At 60.4% G+C, this 24280-nt stretch carries 15 protein-coding genes, 2 tRNA genes and 3 rRNA genes; 9 read left to right on the forward strand and 11 right to left on the reverse strand.

Annotated features, from left to right (window positions below):
- Positions 1-162: 162 nt before the first annotated feature.
- From thiM to thiD, 3 genes are read left to right on the forward strand one after another with little or no spacing between them, the layout of a single operon-like run.
- Positions 163-999 (forward strand): hydroxyethylthiazole kinase, encoded by an 837-nt coding sequence (gene thiM / locus FX134_RS00090; RefSeq protein ID WP_080796968.1) that lies wholly within the window; start codon positions 163-165, stop codon positions 997-999.
- 8 nt (positions 1000-1007) lie between these two features.
- Positions 1008-1670: a thiamine phosphate synthase gene (gene thiE, locus FX134_RS00095; protein ID WP_080796969.1), complete on the forward strand. Its 663-nt coding sequence runs from the start codon at positions 1008-1010 to the stop codon at positions 1668-1670.
- Positions 1667-2452, forward strand: a complete 786-nt coding sequence (gene thiD / locus FX134_RS00100; RefSeq protein WP_080796970.1) for a bifunctional hydroxymethylpyrimidine kinase/phosphomethylpyrimidine kinase — start codon at positions 1667-1669, stop codon at positions 2450-2452. The genes thiE and thiD overlap by 4 nt, the downstream gene beginning before the upstream one ends.
- A gap of 17 nt (positions 2453-2469) precedes the next feature.
- Here the strand turns inward: thiD and FX134_RS00105 are convergent, their stop codons facing one another.
- Positions 2470-4116, reverse strand: coding sequence for an amidohydrolase (locus FX134_RS00105; RefSeq protein WP_080796971.1), 1647 nt, complete (start codon positions 4114-4116; stop codon positions 2470-2472).
- A gap of 358 nt (positions 4117-4474) precedes the next feature.
- On the opposite strand from FX134_RS00105, the gene FX134_RS00110 reads away from it, so the two are divergent.
- Together FX134_RS00110 and FX134_RS00115 are read left to right on the forward strand one after the other, a co-directional pair.
- Positions 4475-4548 (forward strand) — tRNA-Gln (locus FX134_RS00110).
- A gap of 31 nt (positions 4549-4579) precedes the next feature.
- Positions 4580-4656 (forward strand) — tRNA-Glu (locus FX134_RS00115).
- 77 nt (positions 4657-4733) lie between these two features.
- On the opposite strand, the gene FX134_RS00120 is transcribed toward FX134_RS00115, so the two are convergent.
- The 3 genes from FX134_RS00120 to FX134_RS00130 form a co-directional block, all read right to left on the reverse strand.
- Positions 4734-5483: a CDGSH iron-sulfur domain-containing protein gene (locus tag FX134_RS00120; RefSeq protein WP_080796972.1), complete on the reverse strand. Its 750-nt coding sequence runs from the start codon at positions 5481-5483 to the stop codon at positions 4734-4736.
- 105 nt (positions 5484-5588) lie between these two features.
- The gene (locus FX134_RS00125) at positions 5589-7007 is read right to left on the reverse strand and encodes a CCA tRNA nucleotidyltransferase (protein WP_080796973.1); all 1419 of its coding nucleotides are present in this window, start codon (positions 7005-7007) and stop codon (positions 5589-5591) included.
- A 63-nt stretch (positions 7008-7070) separates the two neighbouring features.
- A complete protein-coding gene (locus FX134_RS00130) occupies positions 7071-7352 on the reverse strand; it encodes a hypothetical protein (protein ID WP_143412099.1) in 282 nt (93 codons plus the stop codon).
- 277 nt (positions 7353-7629) lie between these two features.
- On the opposite strand from FX134_RS00130, the gene FX134_RS00135 reads away from it, so the two are divergent.
- The 4 genes from FX134_RS00135 to FX134_RS00150 all read left to right on the forward strand — a co-directional run bounded on the left by FX134_RS00135 (position 7630) and on the right by FX134_RS00150 (position 14679).
- Positions 7630-9137 (forward strand): 16S ribosomal RNA (locus tag FX134_RS00135).
- Positions 9138-9435: 298 nt separating this feature from the next.
- A 23S ribosomal RNA gene (locus FX134_RS00140) occupies positions 9436-12403 on the forward strand.
- A 128-nt stretch (positions 12404-12531) separates the two neighbouring features.
- Positions 12532-12646, forward strand: a 5S ribosomal RNA gene (gene rrf / locus FX134_RS00145).
- Together the 16S, 23S and 5S rRNA genes form the textbook arrangement of a ribosomal RNA operon.
- Positions 12647-12849: 203 nt before the next feature.
- The gene (locus FX134_RS00150; protein ID WP_080796974.1) at positions 12850-14679 is read left to right on the forward strand and encodes a polysaccharide biosynthesis protein; all 1830 of its coding nucleotides are present in this window, start codon (positions 12850-12852) and stop codon (positions 14677-14679) included.
- A 54-nt stretch (positions 14680-14733) separates the two neighbouring features.
- Here the strand turns inward: FX134_RS00150 and FX134_RS00155 are convergent, their stop codons facing one another.
- The 7 genes from FX134_RS00155 to FX134_RS00185 form a co-directional block, all read right to left on the reverse strand.
- The gene (locus FX134_RS00155) at positions 14734-15975 is read right to left on the reverse strand and encodes a glycosyltransferase family 4 protein (protein WP_232050789.1); all 1242 of its coding nucleotides are present in this window, start codon (positions 15973-15975) and stop codon (positions 14734-14736) included.
- A 26-nt stretch (positions 15976-16001) separates the two neighbouring features.
- A complete protein-coding gene (locus FX134_RS00160; RefSeq protein ID WP_172623316.1) occupies positions 16002-17273 on the reverse strand; it encodes a DHHW family protein in 1272 nt (423 codons plus the stop codon).
- A gap of 22 nt (positions 17274-17295) precedes the next feature.
- The gene (locus FX134_RS00165; protein ID WP_080796976.1) at positions 17296-18819 is read right to left on the reverse strand and encodes an MBOAT family O-acyltransferase; all 1524 of its coding nucleotides are present in this window, start codon (positions 18817-18819) and stop codon (positions 17296-17298) included.
- Positions 18820-18924: 105 nt separating this feature from the next.
- Positions 18925-19734, reverse strand: coding sequence for a sugar phosphate nucleotidyltransferase (locus FX134_RS14700; protein ID WP_232050790.1), 810 nt, complete (start codon positions 19732-19734; stop codon positions 18925-18927).
- A complete protein-coding gene (locus tag FX134_RS14705) occupies positions 19721-21514 on the reverse strand; it encodes an NTP transferase domain-containing protein (RefSeq protein ID WP_232050791.1) in 1794 nt (597 codons plus the stop codon). The genes FX134_RS14700 and FX134_RS14705 overlap by 14 nt, the downstream gene beginning before the upstream one ends.
- Positions 21515-21601: 87 nt before the next feature.
- Positions 21602-23164 (reverse strand): amidohydrolase, encoded by a 1563-nt coding sequence (locus FX134_RS00180; RefSeq protein WP_080796977.1) that lies wholly within the window; start codon positions 23162-23164, stop codon positions 21602-21604.
- 28 nt (positions 23165-23192) lie between these two features.
- On the reverse strand, positions 23193-24257 hold the full coding sequence (locus tag FX134_RS00185; protein ID WP_080796978.1) for an NAD/NADP-dependent octopine/nopaline dehydrogenase family protein: 1065 nt from the start codon (positions 24255-24257) through the stop codon (positions 23193-23195).
- Positions 24258-24280: the final 23 nt, after the last annotated feature.

Genomic DNA, 24280 nt, shown 5'->3' on the forward strand with positions numbered 1-24280 from the left:
GTCCGGCAGCGGCTCGGCGTTGCCCAGTCGCTCGGACAGTCCTCGCTTCGCTGCGGAACTCGCTTGGTGGGCAACGCCGAGCCGCTGCCTGGTTTAATCCCTGTTGAAAACACACTCGACCGGCAATGATGCGCCGGCCGGCTTGGAAGAAGGAGATTCAACATGCAACCATTCGCTTTGAAGAGGGCTTTGGATAACGTGCGGGCGGGGTCGCCGCTTGTGCACAGCATCACGAACTATGTGACGGTGAATGACTGCGCGAATGCGCTTCTGGCCATCGGGGCGAGCCCTATCATGAGCGACGAGCCGGCCGACGTGGCCGACATCACGTCCATCTGCGGCGGGCTCGTGCTCAACATCGGCACGCTCAACGAGCGCACCATCGCCGGCATGTTCGCGGCGGGGGAGCGCGCGGGCGAGCTGGGGCACCCCATCGTGCTCGACCCGGTGGGGGCGGGCGCCTCGGCGCTGCGCACGTGGACGGCGGGCGACTTGCTCGATAAGCTGCCGGTGGGCATCGTGCGCGGCAACATGTCCGAGGTGAAGGCGCTCGCCGGTGCCGCAGCGGCCACGCGCGGCGTGGACGCGAACCCCGACGACGCGGTGACCGAGGGCAACCTGGCCGCGAGCGCCGCCTTCGTGCGGCAGCTGGCCGCCAAGACGGGAGCCATCGTGGCCGTCACCGGGGCCATCGACATCGTGGCCGATGCTGAGCGCGCCTTCGCCGTGCGCAACGGAAGCCCCCTCATGGGCCGTATCACGGGCGCGGGCTGCATGCTCACCTGCCTCGTGGCCGCCTTCGCCGTGGCGAACCCGGACTCTCCGCTCGAGGCGACGGTTGCCGCCGTGGCGTCGATGGGCCTGGCCGGACAGCAGGCGCAGGCTCGCATGGGCGGCCTCGACGGCAACGCGTCGTTCCGTACCTACCTCATCGACGCCCTCTTCCGCCTGGACGGCGAGGCGCTCGAAGCCGGCGCGCGCGTCGAAGAGCTCGGATAGGAGGCCCCATGCACCCGAAAGACAAGCTGCGCCGCGCGATGGCGCTCTACGCGGTCACCGACCGCGCGTGGCTCGACGGCCGCACCCTCGTGGAATGCGTGGAGGAGGCGCTCGCCGGCGGCGCCACGTTCGTGCAGCTGCGTGAGAAGGACGCCCCTCGGGCCGAAATCGTACTGCGCGCTCGCGCGCTCGCGCTGCTCTGCCGCGAGGCGGGCGTGCCGTTCGTGGTGAACGACGACGTGGAGGCCGCTCGTATCGCGGGCACCGACGGCGTGCACGTTGGCCAGAGCGACGCCGCCGTCGAGGAGGCGCGCGCGCAGCTCGGCCCCGATGCCATCGTCGGCGTGTCTGCGCAGACGGTTGAGCAGGCGCTCGCCGCGCAGGCAGCCGGCGCGGACTACCTGGGCGTGGGCGCCGTGTTCGGCACGCCCACGAAGGAGGATGCCGTCGTCACCGGCGCGGACGGCCTCGCGGCCATCTGCGCCGCGGTGGACATCCCGGTCGTCGCCATCGGCGGCCTGAACGCCGCCACCATCCCCACGCTCGCCGGCACGGGCGCTGACGGCGTGGCCGTGGTGTCGGCTCTGTTCGCAGCCGACGACATCCGCGCGGCAGCAAAGGAGCTGCGCGCGCTCGCATCAAAGGCGCTCGATTTGGAGGAGGGGCGATGAAGGCGGTCCTCAGCATCGCGGGCTCCGACTCCAGCGGTGGGGCCGGCATCCAGGCCGACATCAAGACCATCGCCGCGCACCACCTGTTCGCCGAGACGGCCATAACGGCGCTCACGGCCCAGAACACCCTCGGCGTGGCCGGCGTGCTCGCCGTCGAGCCCGCGTTCGTGGCGGCGCAGATCGACGCCGTGTTCGACGACATCCGGCCCGATGCGGTGAAGATCGGCATGGTGTCGTCCGCAGCCATCATCGAGGCCATCGCCGAGCGGCTCGAGGCCCGCGGCGCGCGCAACATCGTGGTCGATCCCGTCATGGTGTCCACGAGCGGCTCGCGCCTCATCGACGAGGACGCGGTGCGGGCCCTCGTGGAGCGCCTGCTGCCGCTCGCGGACGTCGCGACGCCCAACATGCCCGAGGCCGAGGTGCTCTGCGGCTTTTCCGTCTGCGACGACGCGTCGATGGAGCGCGCCGGCCGCGTTCTCGCGGGGGCGGGGAAGGGAGCCGTGCTCGTGAAGGGAGGCCATCGCGTCGACCGCGCCGATGACGTGCTGGTCGCGCCCGACGGCGCCGTGATGTGGCTGCGCGCCCCGCGCATCGACACGCGAAACACCCACGGCACCGGCTGCACGCTCTCGAGCGCCATCGCCTGCGGCCTCGCCGAGGGCCTCCCGCTCGAGGAGGCCGTCCGCAACGCCAAGGACTACGTCCACGGAGCCCTCGCCGCCGGCCTCGACCTCGGCCGCGGCAACGGCCCCCTCGACCACATGTGGAAAATGGCATAAAAGGGGACTGTCCCCTTTTATGCCATTCCGTGCACGCAGCGGCCGCCCATGAAGGTGGCCAGGACGCGCGTCTTCTGGATGTCGTCGGCGTCGCACGCGAGCACGTCTCGGTCGAGCACGGCCACGTCGGCGAGCATCCCCGGCTCGAGCGTCCCCAGCTCGCGCGGCCGCCCTGCCGCAGCGGCGCTGCCTTGCGTGTAGGCGCGCAGGGCCTCGGCCCGCCCGATGCGCTCGCCGGGCAGCCAGCCGTCCGCGGGCTCGTGTGTCGCGGGATCCTGGCGCGCCACCGCCGCGTACAGCACGTCCATCGAGTTCACGCCCACCACCGGCGAGTCGGTGCCGAACGCGAGCACCGCGTTCGCGTCCAGCAGCGTCCTGAACGGCCACATGAGCCGCACGCGCTCCGGCCCCAGGTCGCGCTCGGGGCCGCCGGGGTCGAGCGTCATGTGCGGCGGCTGCACCGCGGCCACCACCTGCAGCCGCGCCAGCCGCTCCACGTCCTCGGGCAGGAAGTTCTCCAGATGCTCCAGGCAGTTGCGCCGCCCCTCGGGCAGGGGCCCGAACTTTGTGCGCGCCTCCTCGAAGATGTCGAGCGCCGCGTGGATGGCCGCGTCGCCGATCGTGTGGATGCGCACTGGATAGCCCTTCGCGGCCGCGGCCAGCACGTACTCCCGCATCGTGGCGGCGTCCACCGTGGGCCGCCCGCAGTCGCCGGCGAAGTACGCGTTGGAATACGGCTCGGTCACCCAGGCCGTGTGCTGGCTCGACACGCCGTCGAAGAACTGCTTGAACCCGGGCGCCTGCAAACACGGCCCCGTGTACTTCTCGCGCATGGCCTCGAAGCGCCCCAGGTCGGCCAGCAGCGTGGGGAACAGGTGAACGCGCGCCGTCAGCTCGCCCGAGGCGAGGAGCGCGGCGTGGATGTCGTCGCGGATGAAGTCGAGGCCGGGGTGCGCCATGAGCGACAGGTCGCACACGCTCGTCACGCCGTTGCGCGCCAGCTCGGCGAAGAACCCGCGGTAGGCGTCCGCCACCTCCGCGTCGCTGAACGCGCCCATGATGCGCGGCATGAGCTCCATGGCCGCCGCCTCGCGCGCCACGCCGGTCAGCTCGCCGTCCTCGAAGCGGTCGTAGGAGCCCCCCGAAGGCGGGACGCTCTCGCGCGTGAGGCCGAGCTCGCGCAGCGCGACGGAGTTCAGCCACAGCGTGTGCGCGTCGCCCGAGTACAGCGCCACGGGACGCGTGGGAAACGCCTCGTCGAGCGAGCGCTTCGTCGGCATGACGGGCGGGTTCCAGCGGTACTCGCGCCACCCCTGGGCCAGAAGCCAGCCGTCCGGCCGCCCTTCCGCGTAGGCGCGCATGCGCGCGACGCAGTCGGCCTCGCTCTCGCCGGTGAACGTGGTGGCGAAGGGGGAGGAGTAGATGGCCGAATGGAAGAAGTGCAGGTGGGAGTCGTGGAATCCCGGCACCACGAGCGCGTCGCCGAAGTCGCGCACCTCGGGCGCGCCTGTCCCTCCGTTCGCCTCGCGCGCGAAGGCGCGCACGTCCTCCTTGGGGCCCACCGCCGCGACGCGATCGCCCGCGATGGCCACCGCCGCCGGCCGCGCCGCATCGCCGGTCCCTGTGAACACGCGCTCGCTCTCGATGATGGTGTCGATGCGCATCGTCCGTCTCCTTCCCGGCCGCGCCGCCGCGTCCGTCGCTTTTCCTCTTGCCGTAGCGCGCCGCGAAGGCGCCCGCATGGGTTCGCCGCCATTGTACGCCTGCCGGTTCGCAGAGGGAAACGCATGCATGGCGGCTTTTCGGCAAGCCGGCCGCTAACGGCCGCCCGCGCGGACGAGCGGTCGATTTCCCGCGATGCGCCGCGCCCGAGTCGCATTCCCGGTATTCCCCGATCTCGATCCTCGACTTTTTCCAAAAAAGTGGGGAACAGGGCTTGACGAACCGGCCGACACCCCGTAATATACTCACTCGCGCTCGCACCTTGCCCTTCAAACGGCAGGATGCGCATCGGAGATCCGATGGGGTGTCGTCTAATGGCAGGACAGCGGTTTCTGGTGCCGTATGTGAGGGTTCGACTCCTTCCACCCCAGCCATTCAACGGCTACTGCGCAGCGTGACCTATGTGGCTCCGTCGTCTAGCGGTTTAGGACGCCGCCCTCTCAAGGCGGAGGTCGCCGGTTCGAATCCGGTCGGAGCTACCAAGAACTTGCAGGTCAGGGACGTAAAGCCCCTGGCCTTTTTCTTTTGGCCGTCGGAAGCTGCGTGCCGATCCGTGCCATCAGGCCTCGCGGCCGCCCAATCCGTCGTCGAACCCGACGTTCACGTGCATGGCGTCGCAGAAGGGCTTGTTGCGCGACGCGCCGCAGCGGCAGAGCGCGTAGCGGTTGCGCAGCTCGTACTCCTCGCCGTCCGCTCCCACAAGCGGCACGCCCCCGCGCACGAACAAAGGCCCGCTCACGTCTTCCTCGGAATCCTCGAGCAGCGTGATCGAGGGGCCGAGCCGCGGCTCGTACACCGTCCCCTCGCGCGCATCCACGTGCACGAGCCGCCCGGCCGGGCAGTCGGACGACGCCTTCACGGCCTCGCGCTTCAGCCGCTCGTCGCCCGACAGCTCGGTGAGCGTCCACACGTCGCCGTCCTCGCGATGGCAGAACCGCGCGAATGCGCAGCGGTTGTCGTCGAGCAGCGTCACGCCGGGGCCGGGGTAGACGTCCGCGCGCTCCCGAAACGGCGCGCGCGAGGCGGTCTCGGTGCCGTCGAATCCCTCGCGGTGCGAGCCGTCGCAGAACGGGGGCGTCTTGGTGCGGCCGCAGCGGCAGAGCGCATACGTCTCCTGATGCGGGAACTCGCGCACCAGGCGGTACTCCCGATGCCCGCCCACCGGCACGATGGCCTGCTGGATAAGGGGCACGCCCCCGCGCACGAGGTAGGGCCCGTTCAGGGCTATCGTGATGCTTTGGGAGGAGGCGGGCGCGTCGGCGGCCTCGGCGGCCGCGCGCGTCGCGGTCGGTGCGGAGGGGGAGGGCATGGGGGTTCCTCGCTTTCGTCGGTGGAGTCGCTCGGGCCAGTATAGGAAGCGCCTCGTGGCCCCGCCCTCCCGCCGAGGAACCGTCAGCGTCCGGTCAGAAGGCCGTCACCCGCGCGCTTCGTCCACCCGTTCGGCGAGCCATCCGGTGAGGAACGCCTTGAGCGCGCCCCGCTCGTTCGCCACGACGCCGTCCACCGTGGCGGCGAGGGCCGCCTTAAGCGCCTCGCCCACCAGGGGCCCCTCGGGCACGCCGAGCTCCATCGCATCGCGCCCATCCACTGCCAGCCGCTTGAGCGTGAAGGCGTCGTCGGAGGCGAGCACCCGGTCGAGCACCGCCTCCACCTCGTCGATCTCGGCGATGCGCCCGCGGCAGCGCGGCGCCTGGCCCGCCGCGTCCGCGCGCTTGAGGTCGCAGAGCGCGCGGAACAGCTCCACGTCGCCTTCGAGGCTCGCCAGCATGCGCCTCACCGACTTCGGCGTGGGGAAGAGGTCGTCGTCATGGCGCCGCACGAGTTCGAGCACCCGCGTGCGGAACGCGGAGGAAAGCGCGAGGCGCGCCATGACGCCGCGGGCCATCTGAACGCTCAGCAGCGCGTGCCCGTAGAAGTGACCCACGCCCCGCCCGTCGACGAAGAACATGCCCGGCTTGCCCATGTCGTGGAGCAGGGCCGCCCAGCGCACGAGGGGGGAGGCCGGCGCGGCGTCGATCACGCGCGCCGTGTGCTCGAGCACGTCGTATATATGGTAGGGCGTCCGCTGCTCGAACCCCTTCATGGCCATGAGCTCCGGCAGCACCGCGGCCAGCGCATCGACGCATTCGAGAAGGGCCGATCCGGCGAACGGCCCCGTCAGCAGCCGGTCCAGCTCGTGGGTCACCCGCTCGGCCGAGATGCGCGGCAGAAGCCCCTTGTTCGCGAGCATGCCCGACAGCGTCGCCTCCTCGATGCGGAAGCCCAGCTGCGCGGCGAAGCGGCACGCCCTCAGAATGCGCAGCGCGTCCTCGGAGAAGCGCTGCGCCGGGTCTCCCACGGCCCGCACGACGCCCGCCTCGAGGTCCGCCCGCCCGCCGAAGGGGTCTAAAAGCCCGCGCGCGGGATGGTAGGCCATCGCGTTCATCGTGAAGTCGCGCCGCGCGAGGTCCTCCTCCACGCTGCGCACGAACGTCACGCGCTCGGGGTGCCGGGCGTCCTCGGCATAGGCGCCGTCGAAACGGTACGTCGTCACCTCCACCGCGTGCCCGTCCGCCACCGCGGTGATGGTGCCGTGGGCCGTCCCCGTCTCGTGCGTCCGGATGCCGCGCGCCTGAAACGAGCGCTGCGCCTCCCGCCAGGATGCCGAGGAGGCTACGTCCACGTCGGCGCACGCGCGGCCGAGCAGCGCGTCGCGCACGCATCCGCCCACGACCCACGCCTCGTACCCGTCGGCTTCGAGCGCCCCTATCACCCGCACGGCGAAGCGCGGCAGATCGAGGACGGCCGCGCCGCCGCCCGCTCCCGTCCCATCCGCCTTGTTCGCCTCGGCCATGGCCCGCTCCCATCCCGCATCGTTTACCGTCATTCCCTATACTAATATATGCGGACGTTGCGGTCAGGCGAAACCGGAGTCCGAGGCCTCCCTGATCGCCGACCGGCGACGTTTCGCCACCCTTCCCGCGCCGAAGTTTCCACACATCTTTTCGCTGCTGCCGTACTGCCTGTTCATATGCTTTTTCAGGAGCCATCCGCCCGCGCGGCTGCCAACTTTTTCGGAAAAATCGAAAATTGGGTCTTGCGCGCCAGGGGGCAGGTGAGTATTATATTCGAGCTGCATTTTTCGGGGAGAGAGACGCAGCGCCGGATCCCCGGCTTTTTCGAGAGAGATGCCAATCAAATCGATCGAAAAAACCTTCCAAGAATCTGAAAAAAGTTCTTGACGGCGGGGGAACGGAAGGGTAACATATCTCCTTGCGCGTTCGGCTCCGGCCGGCCGCGGAGGGGCCCGGAGGGGCCCCGCGGGAACCTTGAGAACCGGATACTGAGAAGCAAGGAATAAGCCAAGCGAGACGTCGATTTCGATGACGGATCCGCCGGGGCCGCGCCCACCTGAAGGGTATGCGGCGGCCGGCGGGAAAACCAAGATCAGGCGCGGCAGCGATGCCGCATCTCTTTCAACGGAGAGTTTGATCCTGGCTCAGGATGAACGCTGGCGGCGTGCCTAACACATGCAAGTCGAACGATTAAACCATCTTCGGATGGACATAGAGTGGCGAACGGGTGAGTAACACGTGACCAACCTGCCCCTTACTCCGGGACAACCTTGGGAAACCGAGGCTAATACCGGATGCTCCGGGAGCCCCGCATGGGGCGCCCGGGAAAGCCCAGGCGGTAGGGGATGGGGTCGCGGCCCATCAGGTAGACGGCGGGGTAGCGGCCCACCGTGCTGACGACGGGTAGCCGGGTTGAGAGACCGACCGGCCACATTGGGACTGAGATACGGCCCAGACTCCTACGGGAGGCAGCAGTGGGGAATTTTGCGCAATGGGGGCAACCCTGACGCAGCAACGCCGCGTGCGGGATGAAGGCCTTCGGGTTGTAAACCGCTTTCAGCAGGGAAGATAGCGACGGTACCTGCAGAAGAAGCTCCGGCTAACTACGTGCCAGCAGCCGCGGTAATACGTAGGGAGCGAGCGTTATCCGGATTCATTGGGCGTAAAGAGCGCGTAGGCGGCCCCTCAAGCGGAACCTCTAACCTCCGGGCTCAACCCGGAGCCGGGTTCCGAACTGGGGGGCTAGAGTTCGGTAGAGGAGGATGGAATTCCCGGTGTAGCGGTGGAATGCGCAGATATCGGGAAGAACACCGATGGCGAAGGCAGTCCTCTGGGCCGCAACTGACGCTGAGGCGCGAAAGCTGGGGGAGCGAACAGGATTAGATACCCTGGTAGTCCCAGCCGTAAACGATGGATGCTAGGTGTGGGGGGATGCACCCTCCGTGCCGCAGCTAACGCATTAAGCATCCCGCCTGGGGAGTACGGCCGCAAGGCTAAAACTCAAAGGAATTGACGGGGGCCCGCACAAGCAGCGGAGCATGTGGCTTAATTCGAAGCAACGCGAAGAACCTTACCAGGGCTTGACATGCTGGTGAAGCGGCGGAAACGCCGTGGCCGAGAGGAGCCAGCGCAGGTGGTGCATGGCTGTCGTCAGCTCGTGTCGTGAGATGTTGGGTTAAGTCCCGCAACGAGCGCAACCCCTGTCCTGTGTTGCCAGCATTAGGTTGGGGACTCACAGGAGACTGCCGGCGTCAAGCCGGAGGAAGGTGGGGACGACGTCAAGTCATCATGCCCTTTATGCCCTGGGCTGCACACGTGCTACAATGGCCGGTACAACGGGCTGCGACCTGGCGACAGGAAGCGAATCCCTCAAAGCCGGCCCCAGTTCGGATCGGAGGCTGCAACCCGCCTCCGTGAAGTCGGAGTTGCTAGTAATCGCGGATCAGCATGCCGCGGTGAATACGTTCCCGGGCCTTGTACACACCGCCCGTCACACCACCCGAGTCGTCTGCACCCGAAGCCGCCGGCCGAACCCGCAAGGGGCGGAGGCGTCGAAGGTGTGGAGGGTAAGGGGGGTGAAGTCGTAACAAGGTAGCCGTACCGGAAGGTGCGGCTGGATCACCTCCTTTCTAGGGAGACACATGAGTGTCCGACGAGGTCGAGCGAGAAGCTCCCTCGCCTGGAAGAAGACCAATTCTTATGAAAAGCCGCCGTCGACATCGGCAGGCTTGGCCTGCTTGCTCTCTCAGCATCCGGCTCCCGGGGCTCCCGCCCCGGGCGCGGGCGCATAGGCGCCCCGCCGCGCACCTTGACAGTTGCATAGCGTTATCAACGAGAAAACAGATCTATCTCCCCTCCCCTTCGGGGGAGGGGGCATCTGAAACGATCGCGATATCATCGATATGGATATACCCGAGAACATCTGTCCAAGAAGATGTTAAGGGCGCACGGCGGATGCCTTGGCACAGGAAGTCGACGAAGGACGCGGCAAGCTGCGATAAGCTGCGGGGAGGGGCAAACACCCTTTGATCCGCAGGTCTCCGAATGGGGGAACCCGGCTGGGGTCATGCCCAGTCACCCGCATCTGAATAGAATAGGATGCGAGGAGGCAACCCGGGGAACTGAAACATCTAAGTACCCGGAGGAAGAGAAATCAACCGAGATTGCGCGAGTAGCGGCGAGCGAAAGCGCACCAGCCCAAACCCATGCATGTGTAAGCTTGAGGGCGTTGCTGCATGAGGGGTTGTGGGACCGTCTCCTCCATGGGCCTCAGACCATGGACGGGGTTACAAATCCGCGCGGTAGCGGAACGGCCTGGGAAGGCCGGCGGAACAGGGTGAGAGCCCCGTACGTTGAACCGCGCGGACCCCGAGGACGGCACCCGAGTAGCGCCGGGCACGTGAAACCCGGTGCGAAGCAGGGGGGACCACCCTCCAAGGCTGAACACTCTCCTGTGACCGATAGCGAACCAGTACCGTGAGGGAAAGGTGAAAAGCACCCCGAGAGGGGAGTGAAACAGTACCTGAAACCGTGCGCCTACAAGCAGTCGGAGCCCCCCAGCGGGGTGACGGCGTGCCTTTTGTAGAATGAGCCAGCGAGTTGCGGTAAGCGGCGAGGTTAAGGTTTGAACCGAGCCGCAGTGAAAGCGAGCCTTTAAGATGGCGAATGAGTCGCTTGCCGCAGACGCGAAGCCGGGTGAGCTATCCATGGGCAGGCTGAAGCGGGGGTAAGACCCCGTGGAGGGCCGAACCCACTTCGGTTGAAAACGGAGGGGATGACCCGTGGATAGGGGTGAAAGGCCAATCAAACCCGGAGATATCTCGTTCTCCCCGAAATAGCTTTAGGGCTAGCCTCGGACGTTCTCCGACGGCGGTAGAGCACTGGATCGTCGAGGGGGCTTCACCGCCTACCGACGCGAACCAAACTCCGAATGCCGTCGGATCAGAGTCCGGGAGTCAGAGCATGTGGGCTAAGCTGTGTGCTCGAAAGGGAAACAGCCCAGACCGCCCGCTAAGGTCCCTAAATCCATGCTGAGTGGCAAAGGATGTGCGTTTGCCTAGACAACCAGGATGTTGGCTTAGAAGCAGCCATGCATTTAAAGAGTGCGTAACAGCTCACTGGTCAAGTGGACATGCGCCGACAATTCACGGGGCTAAGCATGGTACCGAAGCGGCGGACTAGATTTCTAGTGGTAGGGGAGCTTTCCCCTCGCGGCGAAGCGGAAGGGCGACCGACCGTGGAGCGCGGGGAAGTGAGAATGCTGGCATGAGTAACGAGAGCGGCGCGAGAAACGCCGCCGCCGTAAGCCTAAGGGTTCCTGGGCAAGGCTAATCCTCCCAGGGTCAGTCGGGAGCTAAGGCGAGGCCGAGAGGCGTAGCCGATGCACAACAGGCGGACATTCCTGTACCGCCGATGGAGCGTCATCACCGACGGGGTGACGGAGAAGGGTAGACGGGCGGGGTTCTGGACGTCCCCGTGAAAGCGCGTAGGGCGCGGAGCATGGAAATCAGCTCCGCACATAAGCCCGAGACGCGAGACGAAGGCATCAGCCGAAGCCGTCGAGCCCATGCTTCCGAGAAAAACCTCTAGGGAGCGACATCGGCGCCCGTACCAAAACCGACACAGGTGGGCGGGTAGAGCATACCGAGGCGATCGGGAGAACCATGGTTAAGGAACTCGGCATATTGACTCCGTAACTTCGGGAGAAGGAGTGCCCCTGGCGGTGAAGGACCTCGCGTCCGGAGCGGCCGGGGGTCGCAGCGAAACGGCCCAAGCGACTGTTTATCAAAAACACAGGACTCTGCCAAGCCGCAAGGCGAAGTATAGGGTCTGACGCCTGCCCGGTGCCGGAAGGTTACGTGGATGGGTCAGCGGAAACGCGAAGCTCTGAAACTAAGCCCCGGTAAACGGCGGCCGTAACTATAACGGTCCTAAGGTAGCGAAATTCCTTGTCGGGTAAGTTCCGACCTGCACGAATGGCGTAACGATTTGGGCGCTGTCTCAACCATGGACCCGGTGAAATTGTATTATTCGTGAAGATGCGAATTACCTGCGGAAGGAAGGAAAGACCCCGTGAACCTTTACTGCAGCTTGACATTGATCGTTGGCTCGGCGCGCAGAGGATAGGCAGGAGGCTTCGAAGCGGGGACGCCAGTTCCCGTGGAGCCGGCCTTGGAATACTGCCCTCGTCGTTCCGGCGATCTAACTCCCGGCCGTGATCCGGCGGGAGGACCGTGTCAGGCGGGTAGTTTGACTGGGGCGGTCGCCTCCCAAAACGTAACGGAGGCGCGCAAAGGTCCGCTCAGGACGGTTGGCAATCGTCCCGAGAGCGCAAGAGTGTAAGCGGGCTTGACTGCGAGGCCCACAAGCCGAGCAGAGACGAAAGTCGGTTCTAGTGATCCGGCGGCTCAGAGTGGAATGGCCGTCGCTCAACGGATAAAAGGTACTCCGGGGATAACAGGCTGATCTTGCCCAAGAGTCCACATCGACGGCAAGGTTTGGCACCTCGATGTCGGCTCATCGCATCCTGGGGCTGAAGTCGGTCCCAAGGGTATGGCTGTTCGCCATTTAAAGCGGTACGCGAGCTGGGTTCAGAACGTCGTGAGACAGTTCGGTCCCTATCCTCCGCAGGCGCAAGAGGATTGAGGAGGTCTGCCCCTAGTACGAGAGGACCGGGGTGGACGGACCTCTGGTGCAGCAGTTGTCGACCAACGGCACGGCTGCCTAGCTACGTCCGGCACGGATAACCGCTGAAAGCATCTAAGTGGGAAGCCGTCTCCAAGATGAGTCCTCTTTTTGGTAAGGGCCCAGGCAGAACACCTGGTCGATAGGCCGCAGGTGCAAGGCGAGCGATCGCCTCAGCCGAGCGGTACTAATAGCCCGAGCTCTTCTTGGATCTATTCTTCATCCAAATCGATCCGTCGCGATCGCTCGTCGAAGCGCTGTGCAACCGCCAGGGTGGCGCGGGGGGGGGCCGCATCCGCCCGAGGCGGCCCAGAGAGGCCGCGGGGGAACGCCCCCCGCGAGCGCGACCATGGAGGCGGGGATCACCCGGTCCCATTCCGAACCCGGAAGTTAAGCCCGCCATCGCCGAAAGTACTGCAGCGTCAGGCTGTGGGAGGATAGGGCGTCGCGCTCGCGGAGGGCGTTTTCACATGATGAGAAGCTCCAGATTCCTTGCGATTCTGGAGCTTCTCGCATTTTTGGGACAAGCTGTCTTGTGGCTTCTACCTGGGCTTAAAGTGGAGATGACCGCGTTGTTGCGATAATTCGTTCCATTCCTCCAACGCTTCAATTACAATATCTGATCGGCTATAAAACTCTCAAGCGAGCGAGGGATCCATGGATTTGCACATAGCGAAGCGTACGGCTCTTCTCCTGCTGTTCGACGTGGCGGCTACTTATGCCGCTTATTGGCTTGCGTCGCTTCTCACGAACGTGTACGACGAGGTGTTCGTCAACAACGAGATCTTCTTCATGCTCGGCATCCTCGCGATGTTCAACGTCGCGGGCTTGGCGTTGTTCCGCATGTACAACAACCTGTGGGAGTACGCGAGCATCGATGAGGCTATCCAGATCGTGCTCTCCGTGGTCCTTTCGACGTTGGCGGGTGCCGTGTTCCTCTGGATCATCGACGTTCGTCTGCCCATTCGCGTGTTCATTGCCTCAGCCATCCTCCTGGTTCTCATCTTGGGCGGTGTGCGCATGGTGTGGCGAATTCTGCGCCGCAAGAGGCCTTTTCATGCTCAGGTTGAAGTGGAGCGGCCGCGCACGCTCATTGTCGGGGCGGGGGAGACGGGCTCGCTCACGGTCACGCGCATGGCCTCGAAGGATCCCAACATGCCGGGCATTCCAGTGGTCGCGACCGACGACGATCCGTCCAAGCGCGGCTCGCGGATACACGGCGTGAAGGTAGCGGGTTCGAGCGCGGACATCATCTCGCTCGTCGACCGCTACGACATCGAGCAGATCGTCGTGGCAATCCCTTCGGCAACGACTGCGGAGCGCAAGCGTATCTACGCCATCTGCACGGAGACGGACTGCAAGCTCCGCACCCTGCCGAACATCCGCGAGCTGCGCATCGACGAGCTCGGCGACGTAGCCCTGCGCGACGTCGATGTCACCGACCTGCTCGGCCGCGAGGAGATCGTGCTCGACACGCGCATAGCCTCGAGCTACATCGCGGGCGAGACGGTGCTCGTCACCGGCGGCGGCGGGTCGATCGGCAGCGAGCTCTGCCGGCAGCTGGCCAAGGTGGCGCCGGCGCGCATCGTCATCTTCGACATCTACGAGAACGACGCGTATATGCTGCGCCAGGAGCTCATCCGCGAGTACGACGACATCGACGTGATCATCGAGATCGGCAGCGTGTGCGACAAGCCGCGCGTGAACGAGCTCTTCGAGAAGCATCATCCCTCGGCAGTCTTCCATGCCGCCGCCCACAAGCATGTGCCCCTCATGGAAGCCTGTCCGCGCGAGGCGGTGCAGAACAACGTATTCGGCACGCTCAACGTAGCGCGCGCGGCCGATGCTTACGGCGCCGAGCGGTTCATCTTCATCTCTACGGACAAGGCCGTCAATCCCACGAGCGTGATGGGCGCCACGAAGCGCATGGGCGAGATGGTGATGCAGTACTACGCGCGTGCTTCGAAGACGGTGTTCTCGGCGGTGCGCTTCGGTAACGTGCTCGGCAGCAACGGCAGCGTGATCCCGCTGTTCAAGAAGCAGATCGCCGCCGGAGGCCCCCTCACGGTGACGCACCCTGACATCGAGCGGTTCTTCATGACCATCCCTGAAGCCACGCGCCTCGTCATCCAAGCCGGCGGCATGGCTCACGGCGGCGAGATCTTCATCCTCGACATGGGCGAGCCGGTGAAGATCGTCGATCTGGCCAAAAACCTCATCCGCCTGTCCGGCGCCGACGTGGAGATCACGTTCACGGGACTGCGCGACGGCGAGAAGATGTACGAGGAGCTGCTCATGGACGAGGAGAGCACGCTCGCCACGGACAGCAAGTCCATCATGATATCGACCGGCCAGGAGATCAGCTACGAGGAGGTCGCGGCCAAGCTCGACGAGCTGGAGGAGGCCCTCTCATGCTGCGACGAGGACGCGGTGCGCATCCTCGAGGAGGCCGTGCCGACGTACCGGCATACGGTGCACAACCGGTAACGCCACAGGCCTCCTCGAATGGAGGCCTGTGGCGTTTAGAAGACGCCCTCTTTACTAGTTAGAGAGGAGGCGGTTAATCAGCTCCTCTATCTTCAAATACGACTTCGGCCTGTCGAACTGGGTTTCTGCGATCATTCTCGCGTTTACGCCCATGCCGGAGCGCAGTTGAGGATCGGCCTCCAGCGCCTCGATCGCATCGGCGAGGATGGAAGGATCTTCCGGCTCGATGTTGATGCCGAAGGCGTCATGCTCGACCTTCGCTTTGAATTCGGGGCTGACGCATGTGTTGATCATCGGTTTGGCAGCCGCAAGATAATCTCCGATTTTGGTCACTATGCTTTGCGGTGCCTTCTTCACGAAAGAGTTGACGAGTATGTCGGATTTCGATAGATACGCCGCCATCTCACCGTGCGGAAGGTAACCGAGGAAGTCGACGCGGCAATCTAAGCTGCGTGCGAGTTCCTCAAGCTCATCCTTAAGAGGGCCGCCGCCGAGGATCATCATCTTGATCTCGCTGCGGCCTCTTCGTTTGAGCTCCTCGGCAGCAAGCACCATGGTGCGGATGTCGTAGCTGGTTCCGATGGTACCCGCATAAGTCACCCAGAACTCGCCATCGGGCTTCTCTATGCTGCCGGCGTATTCATCGACTTCGGCATCGAAAGACGCAAGCTCGTTTCCAACGTACACGGTGACGTGCTCTATGCCCTCTCGCGCGTCTTTGAGGGGGCGCTGGGCGTACTCGTCGGATGTTCCCACAACGGCGCTGCAGCGCGAGTAGACGGCCTTCGCATCGCGCGCGAGCGGGTGGAAGAGGATGTCGCTCAAAACAGGCACGTCGAGCACCATGCGCATGGCCTCGGGCCAGAGATCGTTGACGTCGCACACGTAGGGGATGCCCTTCACCTCCGCGAAGAGGGCGCAGGAGAGCGCGACGTCGTTCGGGGGTATCTCCGAGTAGATGAGATCGTAGTCGTCGTGCACTTTGAAATGCTCCGTGAGGTTCTTGGCGGCGATTGCGTGGCTCTTCACGCGGCGGAGGTCGACGTTCTTGCGATAGCCGGGCTCGTCGATGAACACGACGTTGAACTGCTCGTCTGCATAGCAGGGATCAGCCGTGTTTCGCTGCTTCTTCTCCCAATGCTGAAACGAGGAAGTGATCAGGTCCACTTCGAATCCATGATCGACGAGCATGTTGGCGAGGTACTTGAAGCGGTCGTAACCCTTGGTCTCGTTCCCGAGCTTCACGCCCATGGTGACGATGGCGATTTTCTTAATTGATCTGACGTCTGCAGTCATGTGAGGCGGCCTTCCGTTTTACTGTGCTAATTGTTTTCTAGATTAATCTTTGATATAACGCTTTCCCAGGTGAGCATGCTGCTGCCCATAAAGAGGATATCATCAGCAGGGTGCTCGGATAAGAAGGTTTCCAGCTGTGGAGCATCGTCGTTTCGAAGATCGAGAAAATGAACCGTGCTGTAATGGTAGGCGACCATTGGCTCGATATCGCTCATGTAGGAGTCCCTTACGACAAGCAGGGTTTTGCCCTGAGGATTGTTGGGATTCCTGTAGATCACTTCGGTCTCGCTAGAGCCGAAGTACTCACTGTGACGATCCATGAATTTCGAGGGATCCGCTTCACCTCTTTGGTAGCGACTCTTGTCTCCGCGTTCTTCAACATGCTTACCATTGACGGTTATCTCGTAATCAGGGTAATCGAACGCATAGTCGCTAATGAAATCAGGGAAAACGGCGTCATTAAGGGCGTAGCGCGAGAGCGTTCCGTAAAATGGCGTGCCAAACGTCATTAGATCGTCTTCGCTGAATGCAAGTGGGGAGAAACCGAGTTTGAGGGCGAGGTCGCAGTAGGTTCTATATGCCCCTTGAATCGTCCAATGGTGATCGGTGCTGAAGTAGTAGTCGGCATCAACGAGGTCGGTGTTGTCCGAGTACGAAATAGCGTCCCCCATGAAAGGCTCGAAGCATTCTTTGCGATCCTCCGATGTCCAGGCGTTCGAGACAAGGGGAATTGTGCGATTGTCCGGACTCATTTGGGAGTAGGCGACATGGTAGACGAGGCAGGTGCTTGAGGGATGGCGTGCTGCGAAATTCGCATACGCCAAAGCCGCCTCCTGCGTTTGCTCGCGAACCGTTTCTTCCTCGCTTGGCGTCAAACTTTCTGCTGTTATGTAAAATTTCCCGTTATCCGAAAGATTGTACGAAGAGTCGAAAAAGCCAGGTAGCGTCTCAAACCGGAAAGGTTTCGCTGCGACTTCGATCACAGAACGCTGAAGGGTAGAGTTGATGAGGAGAGTCGTGTCTCGATAGGGGATGCTGTCTGCGACGAATGACTCTGCATCACTTTGAAATGCTCCTGAGAAAATACTCTCACCTGACGGGATCGGAGCTGAGGTGTATTTTCTACCTTCCAAATAAGAAAGGTCGTAGGCGGGGTATGCGTCATCAGGGAGGGTCCAAGGCGCGATCTTCGACGCAAGGATGCCCACCGGGACTGCAAGGAGAAACCCCCCGACGACGGTGATAAGTAGAAGCGATGAAATCCATTGGGCCTGTGAGACGTTCGCCGGTTTGCGCATAGTCATACATCCTCAAACATGGTTAGAACTTAAAGTAGATAAACGGATTGAATGATCCTGACACGATCGATATTGCGCTCAACACTAAGAGCAGAATGAGTAATGCGTCGATTGCGAAAGAGATCGCGTTGAGAACTGCTTGACGTTTGGGAAGTGTGTTGACTATATCGAACGTGCATAGAGTATTGGTTGAGAGGTGCTTCATATCAACGATATCCACATGGTCGGGCCTTCCCTTTTCCCCACGTCCCCACTTGGCAAGCCATGCGCGAAGAAAGGGCACGAGCGGCGTGGAGGCGACTATGCAGGCGCAGAGCACGGGCCAGTACTCCCAAGCCCCCAATTGCCAAAATGTCGATGTGCCTGTAGCGCCGTACGATCCGATCAATGCGCTTGCGTAGCTTGTAAGGGCCTGAGTATCTTCGATCCAGAAAAGAAGCCAGCCTAGCATGAATATGAGAATAGTGTACGAATGCTGAAGCATCGAAGGGAGTTTGGAAAGAACCCCCCCCCAGAGAAGCTTCTCGCAGAGCAGGATGCCGCCGTAAAACGCTCCCCACAATATGTAGTTCCAGGCGGCACCATGCCATAGGCCGGTCACCGTCCATACGCAAAGGATGTTGAAAACCCAGCGCTTTTGAGAAACCCTGTTCCCACCGAGGGGAATATAGAGGTAATCGCGAAAGAAGGTCGAAAGAGATATATGCCATCTCCGCCAGAATTCGGTGATGCTCTTGGAAATGTAAGGGTAGTTGAAGTTTCTCAAATAGCTGAACCCGAACATGCGCCCAAGGCCTATAGCCATATCGGAGTAACCGGAAAAATCAAAGAAGATCTGGAAAGTATACGCGATGAGGCCGAGCCAGGCACCGATTGCGCCGATGTTCTCTCCACCCGAGGAAAGCATGTCGGTTGCCAAAATGGCCATGACGTTTGCCAGGAGAACCTTCTTCGCAAGTCCGACGATGAAGAGCCTCATTCCTACGCAGACGTCGAAGAAGGACTCTTTTCTGTTGCGGATCTGATCTGCGATAGTTTGATAGCGAACGATGGGGCCAGCGATGAGCTGAGGGAAGAACGATATGTACATGCCAAGGTACAGAACATTGCGTTGAGCAGGAACTTCTCGACGATATACGTCGATTACGTAAGACAGTGCTTGTAGCGTGTAAAACGAGATGCCGATTGGCAGGGGGAGTTCAAGGTTGGGGATAAGAGTGAACCCCAGCATTCCATTGACGATATTGGCTAAAAACCCCTCGTATTTAAAAAAACCGATGACGGCAATGTTGAAAATCACTGAGACTACGAGCAAAAGCTTTCTATGCTCATCAAATTTTTTGTCCTCGATCAGAAGAGCGAGAAGCCAATTGCAGAAGATCGACGCAAGCATCAAAAGAATGTAGACGGGCTCACCCCATGCGTAAAACAATAGAGAGGCGATGAGGAGAAACGTGTTTTTGAGAGCTCTCGAAGGTACGATAAAGTAGCCGATGAGAACAACGGGAAAAAAAGCGAACAGAAATATTGATGAGGAAAAGACCATAGCTTATTTATTATCGATGCAAAGAAGCCTTATTGCAACGCCTTTTCGTCGGCAGCTCCCATCGGGAGCTGCCATCAGGCAACCCGTGGGCGTTCGTGAAAGACGTCAATCGTGCGACCTTTCGAAATGGTATGCTGGGTCGATTGCTGCAAGCTCTGATAGTGAGTCGATCTCCTCAACGTCTTCAAACGTGCATGGGCGTACGGCCACTTCGTAATTTTCGCGATGGGTGACGCAAGGCACATCGTCCCAAAAGCGCTGCCGATTTTCTTCGCTGGCAAAAGCTTCGGGAATGTCTTTGGCAAGACGCGTAGCATCCTTCGGACTCCAATAGGATATGGCATACATATGAAAGCAATTCGAGCCGCCCTTGTGCAAATCTCGAATGAAATCGCCTTCAACATCGAAGCACCAATCAGGGGTCTCGTTTACAGGTACGCCCAAGTAATTTGACCGCCATTGGTATTGCGTGATAATGGATGGGTTCTTTATAAAAAGATCGCTTTCGAACACGTACGCGTTTTCAAAAGCGGCGGGATCATCCTTGAGTACCACCAGTGCTGAAGAAATGTTGTTTGTGGTATTGAAGAGGCTGTTGTCGATGAAGCGAATCATGGGATACTTGTTGAGAAGAACCTCAAATTCTTCGGCAAGGTAGCCTCGCACAATGACGATATCTTCGATTCCCACAGCAATAAGGCTGTCCAAGATGGATTCAATGATCCGGCGTCCGTTGATCCTGATTAAGGGCTTCGGCGTGTTGAGGGTGAGTGGGAGCATGCGACTGCCGAATCCGGCGGCAAGGAGGATCGCGCGTTTTGCGCGGTAGGGCTCCAAAAGCTCCAGCTGCTCAACCGAGGCTTTGCCCTCGTTTGCGAGCAAAGTAAGCGACTCAAATTCTTCAAACGATAGCATCGCTGCCTCCTTCTGCATGCGTGTGTAGCGACAATGCGTAAGTGCCGAAACGCTTTGCCGCTGTGTACCATGTATACAGCCACTCCCCAACGGGATTGCCCTTGCTTTCCTTGTACACTGCCCAAACAAACCAATAATAACCGACAATGGCGGTGCAGGCCAAGCAGTGTCGCACTTCGTCATCTGTAGCTTGCCGACCAAAGTACAGATCAAGAACGCGGACGGCTTCGTCCTCGGTATAACCTGAACCCTGGGCAATGAAGTTGCCAATGTCGCAGCCGTAATCTCCCATGGCAGAATATTCCCAGTCGATCAAGTAGAAAACCTGATCGTTTATGAGGAAATTGGGCCCATAGAAGTCATTATGGCACAGCACGGGACTCGCTTCTTGCTCTCTCTCATAACATGCAAGCTCTTCGATGATGGAGGAGATGGCGTCAAAATCGGGGGGAAGAGGATATGAGGATTCGATAAGCAGGGAAACGATTTTCTTGGCCTCTTCGTAGAAGTCGAACGACCACGGCGACGTTTCTCCGCTTTCGTGCAATTTCCTCGCGATTCTCATGGCGCGAGTCACATGCCCTTCGTTGCGATAATCGAAAGGGACGCAGTTCGGGATATATCTCGATATCTTCCAACCTGTCTTCGGGTCTTCGTAAATGAACGTCTCGTCAAAGCCGAGTTTCTTGGCGACTCTCAGAGAATGGGCTTCTGCGTCGCGATTGATAATTTCGTCGGTTCCTGTTCCTGGGTGGCGGTAAATGTATTGGTCTCCTTTAGCCGAAAAGAGCACGGAGAGGTTTGTGAGCCCCGCCTTTACAGGCTCGATACCTTCGATGTCTGTGCGAGCGCATTTAATCGTCGAGCAGATGTTATCAAGAATGTTTGAATCGACGTTTTCAAAAAAGTCCTGATCAAAAGAGCAGAGATCGCTAATATAGTCGAATTCGTGAATGGCTTCTTCTGTCCAGGGCTTCAAGGCGATGGAAAACTCGTCGAGATGCTCCGCAAGGACTGTGTCCCAGAGCTTTCCGATGGTTGCGGGACGGTTGTATTCTTGCTCAAGAATCGCAAGGAAGCGATTTGAGAGAGCCTTGTCGAAGTAGGCAGGTCCTTGCATCCGATAAGCGCTTTCACTTTCCGAGCCGATGTAGATGATTCGGTTGTTCTCATCCGTCTCGATCAATTGCTCAGAGCGCCCTTTTTCAAGGCGTACAGCTGAGCAAAACGGCATGAACTCGTATGGCCTGAAGATATTCCTGGAATAGAACTGGTCGGAGGATATGATATAGGAGTTTCCAAGGTGCTCGCGTGCGGCCCATAGGGAGGAATGGTTGTTTCGGTTCGAATACTCTGGATTGATAATGATCCGAACGTTGAACTCGTCCTCCAAGTAGAAGAACGCTTCCTTCATGTATCCGACAACAACGGCGATGTTTTTGATGTCGGCCTCTTTAAGCTGGCGAATGAGCCTTTCAATGAGGATTTCGCCGCGAATCTCAAACATGGCTTTTGGCCGTTCGTACGAAAGTGGGGCGAATCGAGTGGCCATACCTGCGGCCAGGATGACCGCGCTTTCGACTTTGTACGGAGAGAGCTCCGACAAACCCAGGTTGGTGATATCCCCATTCTCGTCGATGAGCCCGCGAGAGGCAAGCCTTGCTTTCGTTGACTCATCTTGAGCGGTTGGACATCCTTTTGTTTCGCCTGAGATGATATTTGGTTGAGGCGATGGCGTCGCGCGACTTGACAGGAACTCGAATTCTTCGGCGTTGAGCACTTCTTTTCCTATCCGAGCTGGACTCTAAAATCAGTTTGCATCAAGCGGCTTTCTGCATCAACAATTGCCGCGTCATTTTCAGTGCGCTTACACTTTAGCACGGTTCGCAATTCCCAACGCGAGGGCTCTTGCGATGCCTTGGCTCTGCGGCTGGTAGGGCGAGCCTCCGAGAATCAAGTCCTCGACGCGCAACGTATGAAGAAGTTTAACAGGGGTTTTGTAAGGGTTGGCAGACAGAACGACCATGTCAGCGATTTTGCCCTCCTCGAGCGAGCCCCGCTCTTTTTCGTCGAAAGATGTCCAGTAGCCGTTGTATGTGCACATGCGCAGCGCCTCCCGAATGCTGAGCGACATGTAGGGATCGGTGTGATTGCAGGCTCGTTGAATCCAAAGCAAGGGGTTGGGATCGGTGCAGGGCGCATCCGACCCTGACGAGAGGGTGATTCCCGCATCCCAAAGTTCGCGAAGCGGGTTGAGTCTGCGGGAACGGACTCCGAGAATTCCATCCAGATAAGAATTGGGCTCTTGGGGCCAATCGATGAAAGACGGCTGCATCGGAAGCTGTATTTCATACTCAGCGCAAATCGCCATGCCTTTGTCGGTGGGCAGGCAGGCATGAATGATCCCATGACGATGATCGACGCGAGGGAAATCGTCAAGTGCGGCTTTGATGGCTCGAGTAGCCTGGTCGAAAGCGGCGTCGCCGATCGCGTGCATCTCGATTTGTAGGCCTGCACGGTTAGCTCTTTTGCAGAAGGTGATGACTTCCTCGTCCGTGTAGTAGAGCACGCCCCTTTCATCGACCCCTGCATAAGGCTCGTTCATCGCGGCGTCTATGGAGCCGAAACAGCCGTCGAGAGCACACGCGAAACAGCCTCCTATGCGTGGAATCTTTCGCTCGACTGCGACCCTTGTATCCATTGATTGAGGATAAACTCGGATCTGGAAGCCGTTTTGCGCGCTCTTTCCGACCCACTTTTCCAACGATATGTCCAAGTTTCCCGCGAATCCAACGCCGCTTGCCGTATGGACCATCCCTATTCCTCGTTCTGCGAGGTAATCCATGGCCCTTTGCATGTTCTTCACCAGTTGTGAAATGGACAAGGAGCCGGTGATATAGTTGGAAACGCCGAAAAAGGCTTCCTGGTTCATCTCTCCGGTATCGGGGTGGAATCCGCGGAGTCCGTCAATGCGTTTCGCCACCTTTTCGAGAAGCGCGGTGTTGACTATGCAAGCATGTCCGTCGTACTTTACCACCATAACCGGCTTGTCAGGGCAGGCTGCATCCAGCTCTGCTTTGGTGATCAAGCGGCCTTCTTTGACAGAATGAGGCGAGGCCCCGAAGGCGATGATTGTCTGATCGGAGCATTCGGATGCATACTCCTTCACTCTGTTTGAGATAATGGAGTTCGAAGACGCGTTCATGACATTGAGCCCTGCGTTGAATGTGGCGAAGCTGGCGAAATGCTCGTGAGTGTCGACGAAGCTCGGACAGAGCGCGCGTTCTCCAAGCTCGACAATCTCGCTATGCGCATAGCGACTTGGCAGGGTATCTCCTATGTAAGCGATCCGCCCCTCTTCCTCAACGAGCCAGGCGACTTCGCTATCGGAGGGGTCAACGGTAATAATGCTTCCGTGATACGCTTTCATATGCAATCGGCTCTTCCAGTTCGGTTGGCTAAGAATAGAGGTTGATGAGCTCGCCAAGCACTGCCGGGAACGTTTCCATTGCCTCTTCATATTCGGCTACGTGGCGATACCAGTCCAGCACGCCATCAATCGAGGGTGTATCGGCTTCGGCCAGTCGAGCAATTTTTTGAATAGCGGCTAAGCCGAATCCGAAATCAGCCTTGAAATAGCGCGAGTCGAAATCCGGGACCCATTCCCCTGGGCGGATCTGCTTCATAGGTGAAGTAAGGCCTCTGTAAGCCGGTATGCCCGAGATTTTCCTCGTCATCGCTTCAGCATTCGGGCTTTCGTAATGCTCGGTGAGTGGCACGACTCCGGAAAGGTCGAGAGGCAAGCTCTGGCAGATGTTCTGAACCTCCTCGTCGCAGGCGATAAGAAGGTCAGACGACTCATTGTCCCATTCTTCATAAAAAAGAATGTTTCGATTGTAGGTTTTGCCGGGCTCCCAATCTGAGAACATCGTTTTTAAGCGAGTTGTGTGCAGGATGGGGTTCGAAGGCGTAAGCGTTTCCACAAGATAGTTAGGCAACCTAACGGCTGGCGTGTCTAATAGCTCCTCTACAAGCACTCCAATATCCCCAACGGCGCTGGAGGGAATTGTCGCCACTTGGACCTCGGGCTTCCTTCCTAGCTCGTAAACGCTGCGGCCTCGCTCTTTTATTCGGGCGATGGAGTGGACGCGCTGCAGTCCGAAAAGGGTGCACCCCCGCCTAACATGTTCGGCGAAAAAGAATTCTCCGCATGCGCCAGGGGTAATGCCGATGATTTGACTTGATCTTGTGTAAGGGAAAAGCTCTTCGGCGATCGAACCCAAAGCGTTAAGAGGGTACGTCACCCATATGAGGTCTGCGTTGCGAACCGCTTCGTCGAGCTTGTCGGTTACGCAGCCGAGTTGGGCTGAGAAAAGGAGGCGCTCATCGGCGTCGAAGACGTCCATATTAGCACTCCAATTTGGGGCGTCGGACGCGAACACTGTCACCGCATGCCCTTTTTTTGCGCAGTCGGCTGCAAGCAGCGATCCCACGTTTCCCCCGCCAATAACGGTGATGTTCATAGAGCGCTCCTGTCTCTGATCGT

This window comes from Arabiibacter massiliensis (assembly GCF_902386925.1).
In the GTDB taxonomy this organism is placed as follows: Bacteria; Actinomycetota; Coriobacteriia; order Coriobacteriales; family Eggerthellaceae; genus Arabiibacter; species Arabiibacter massiliensis.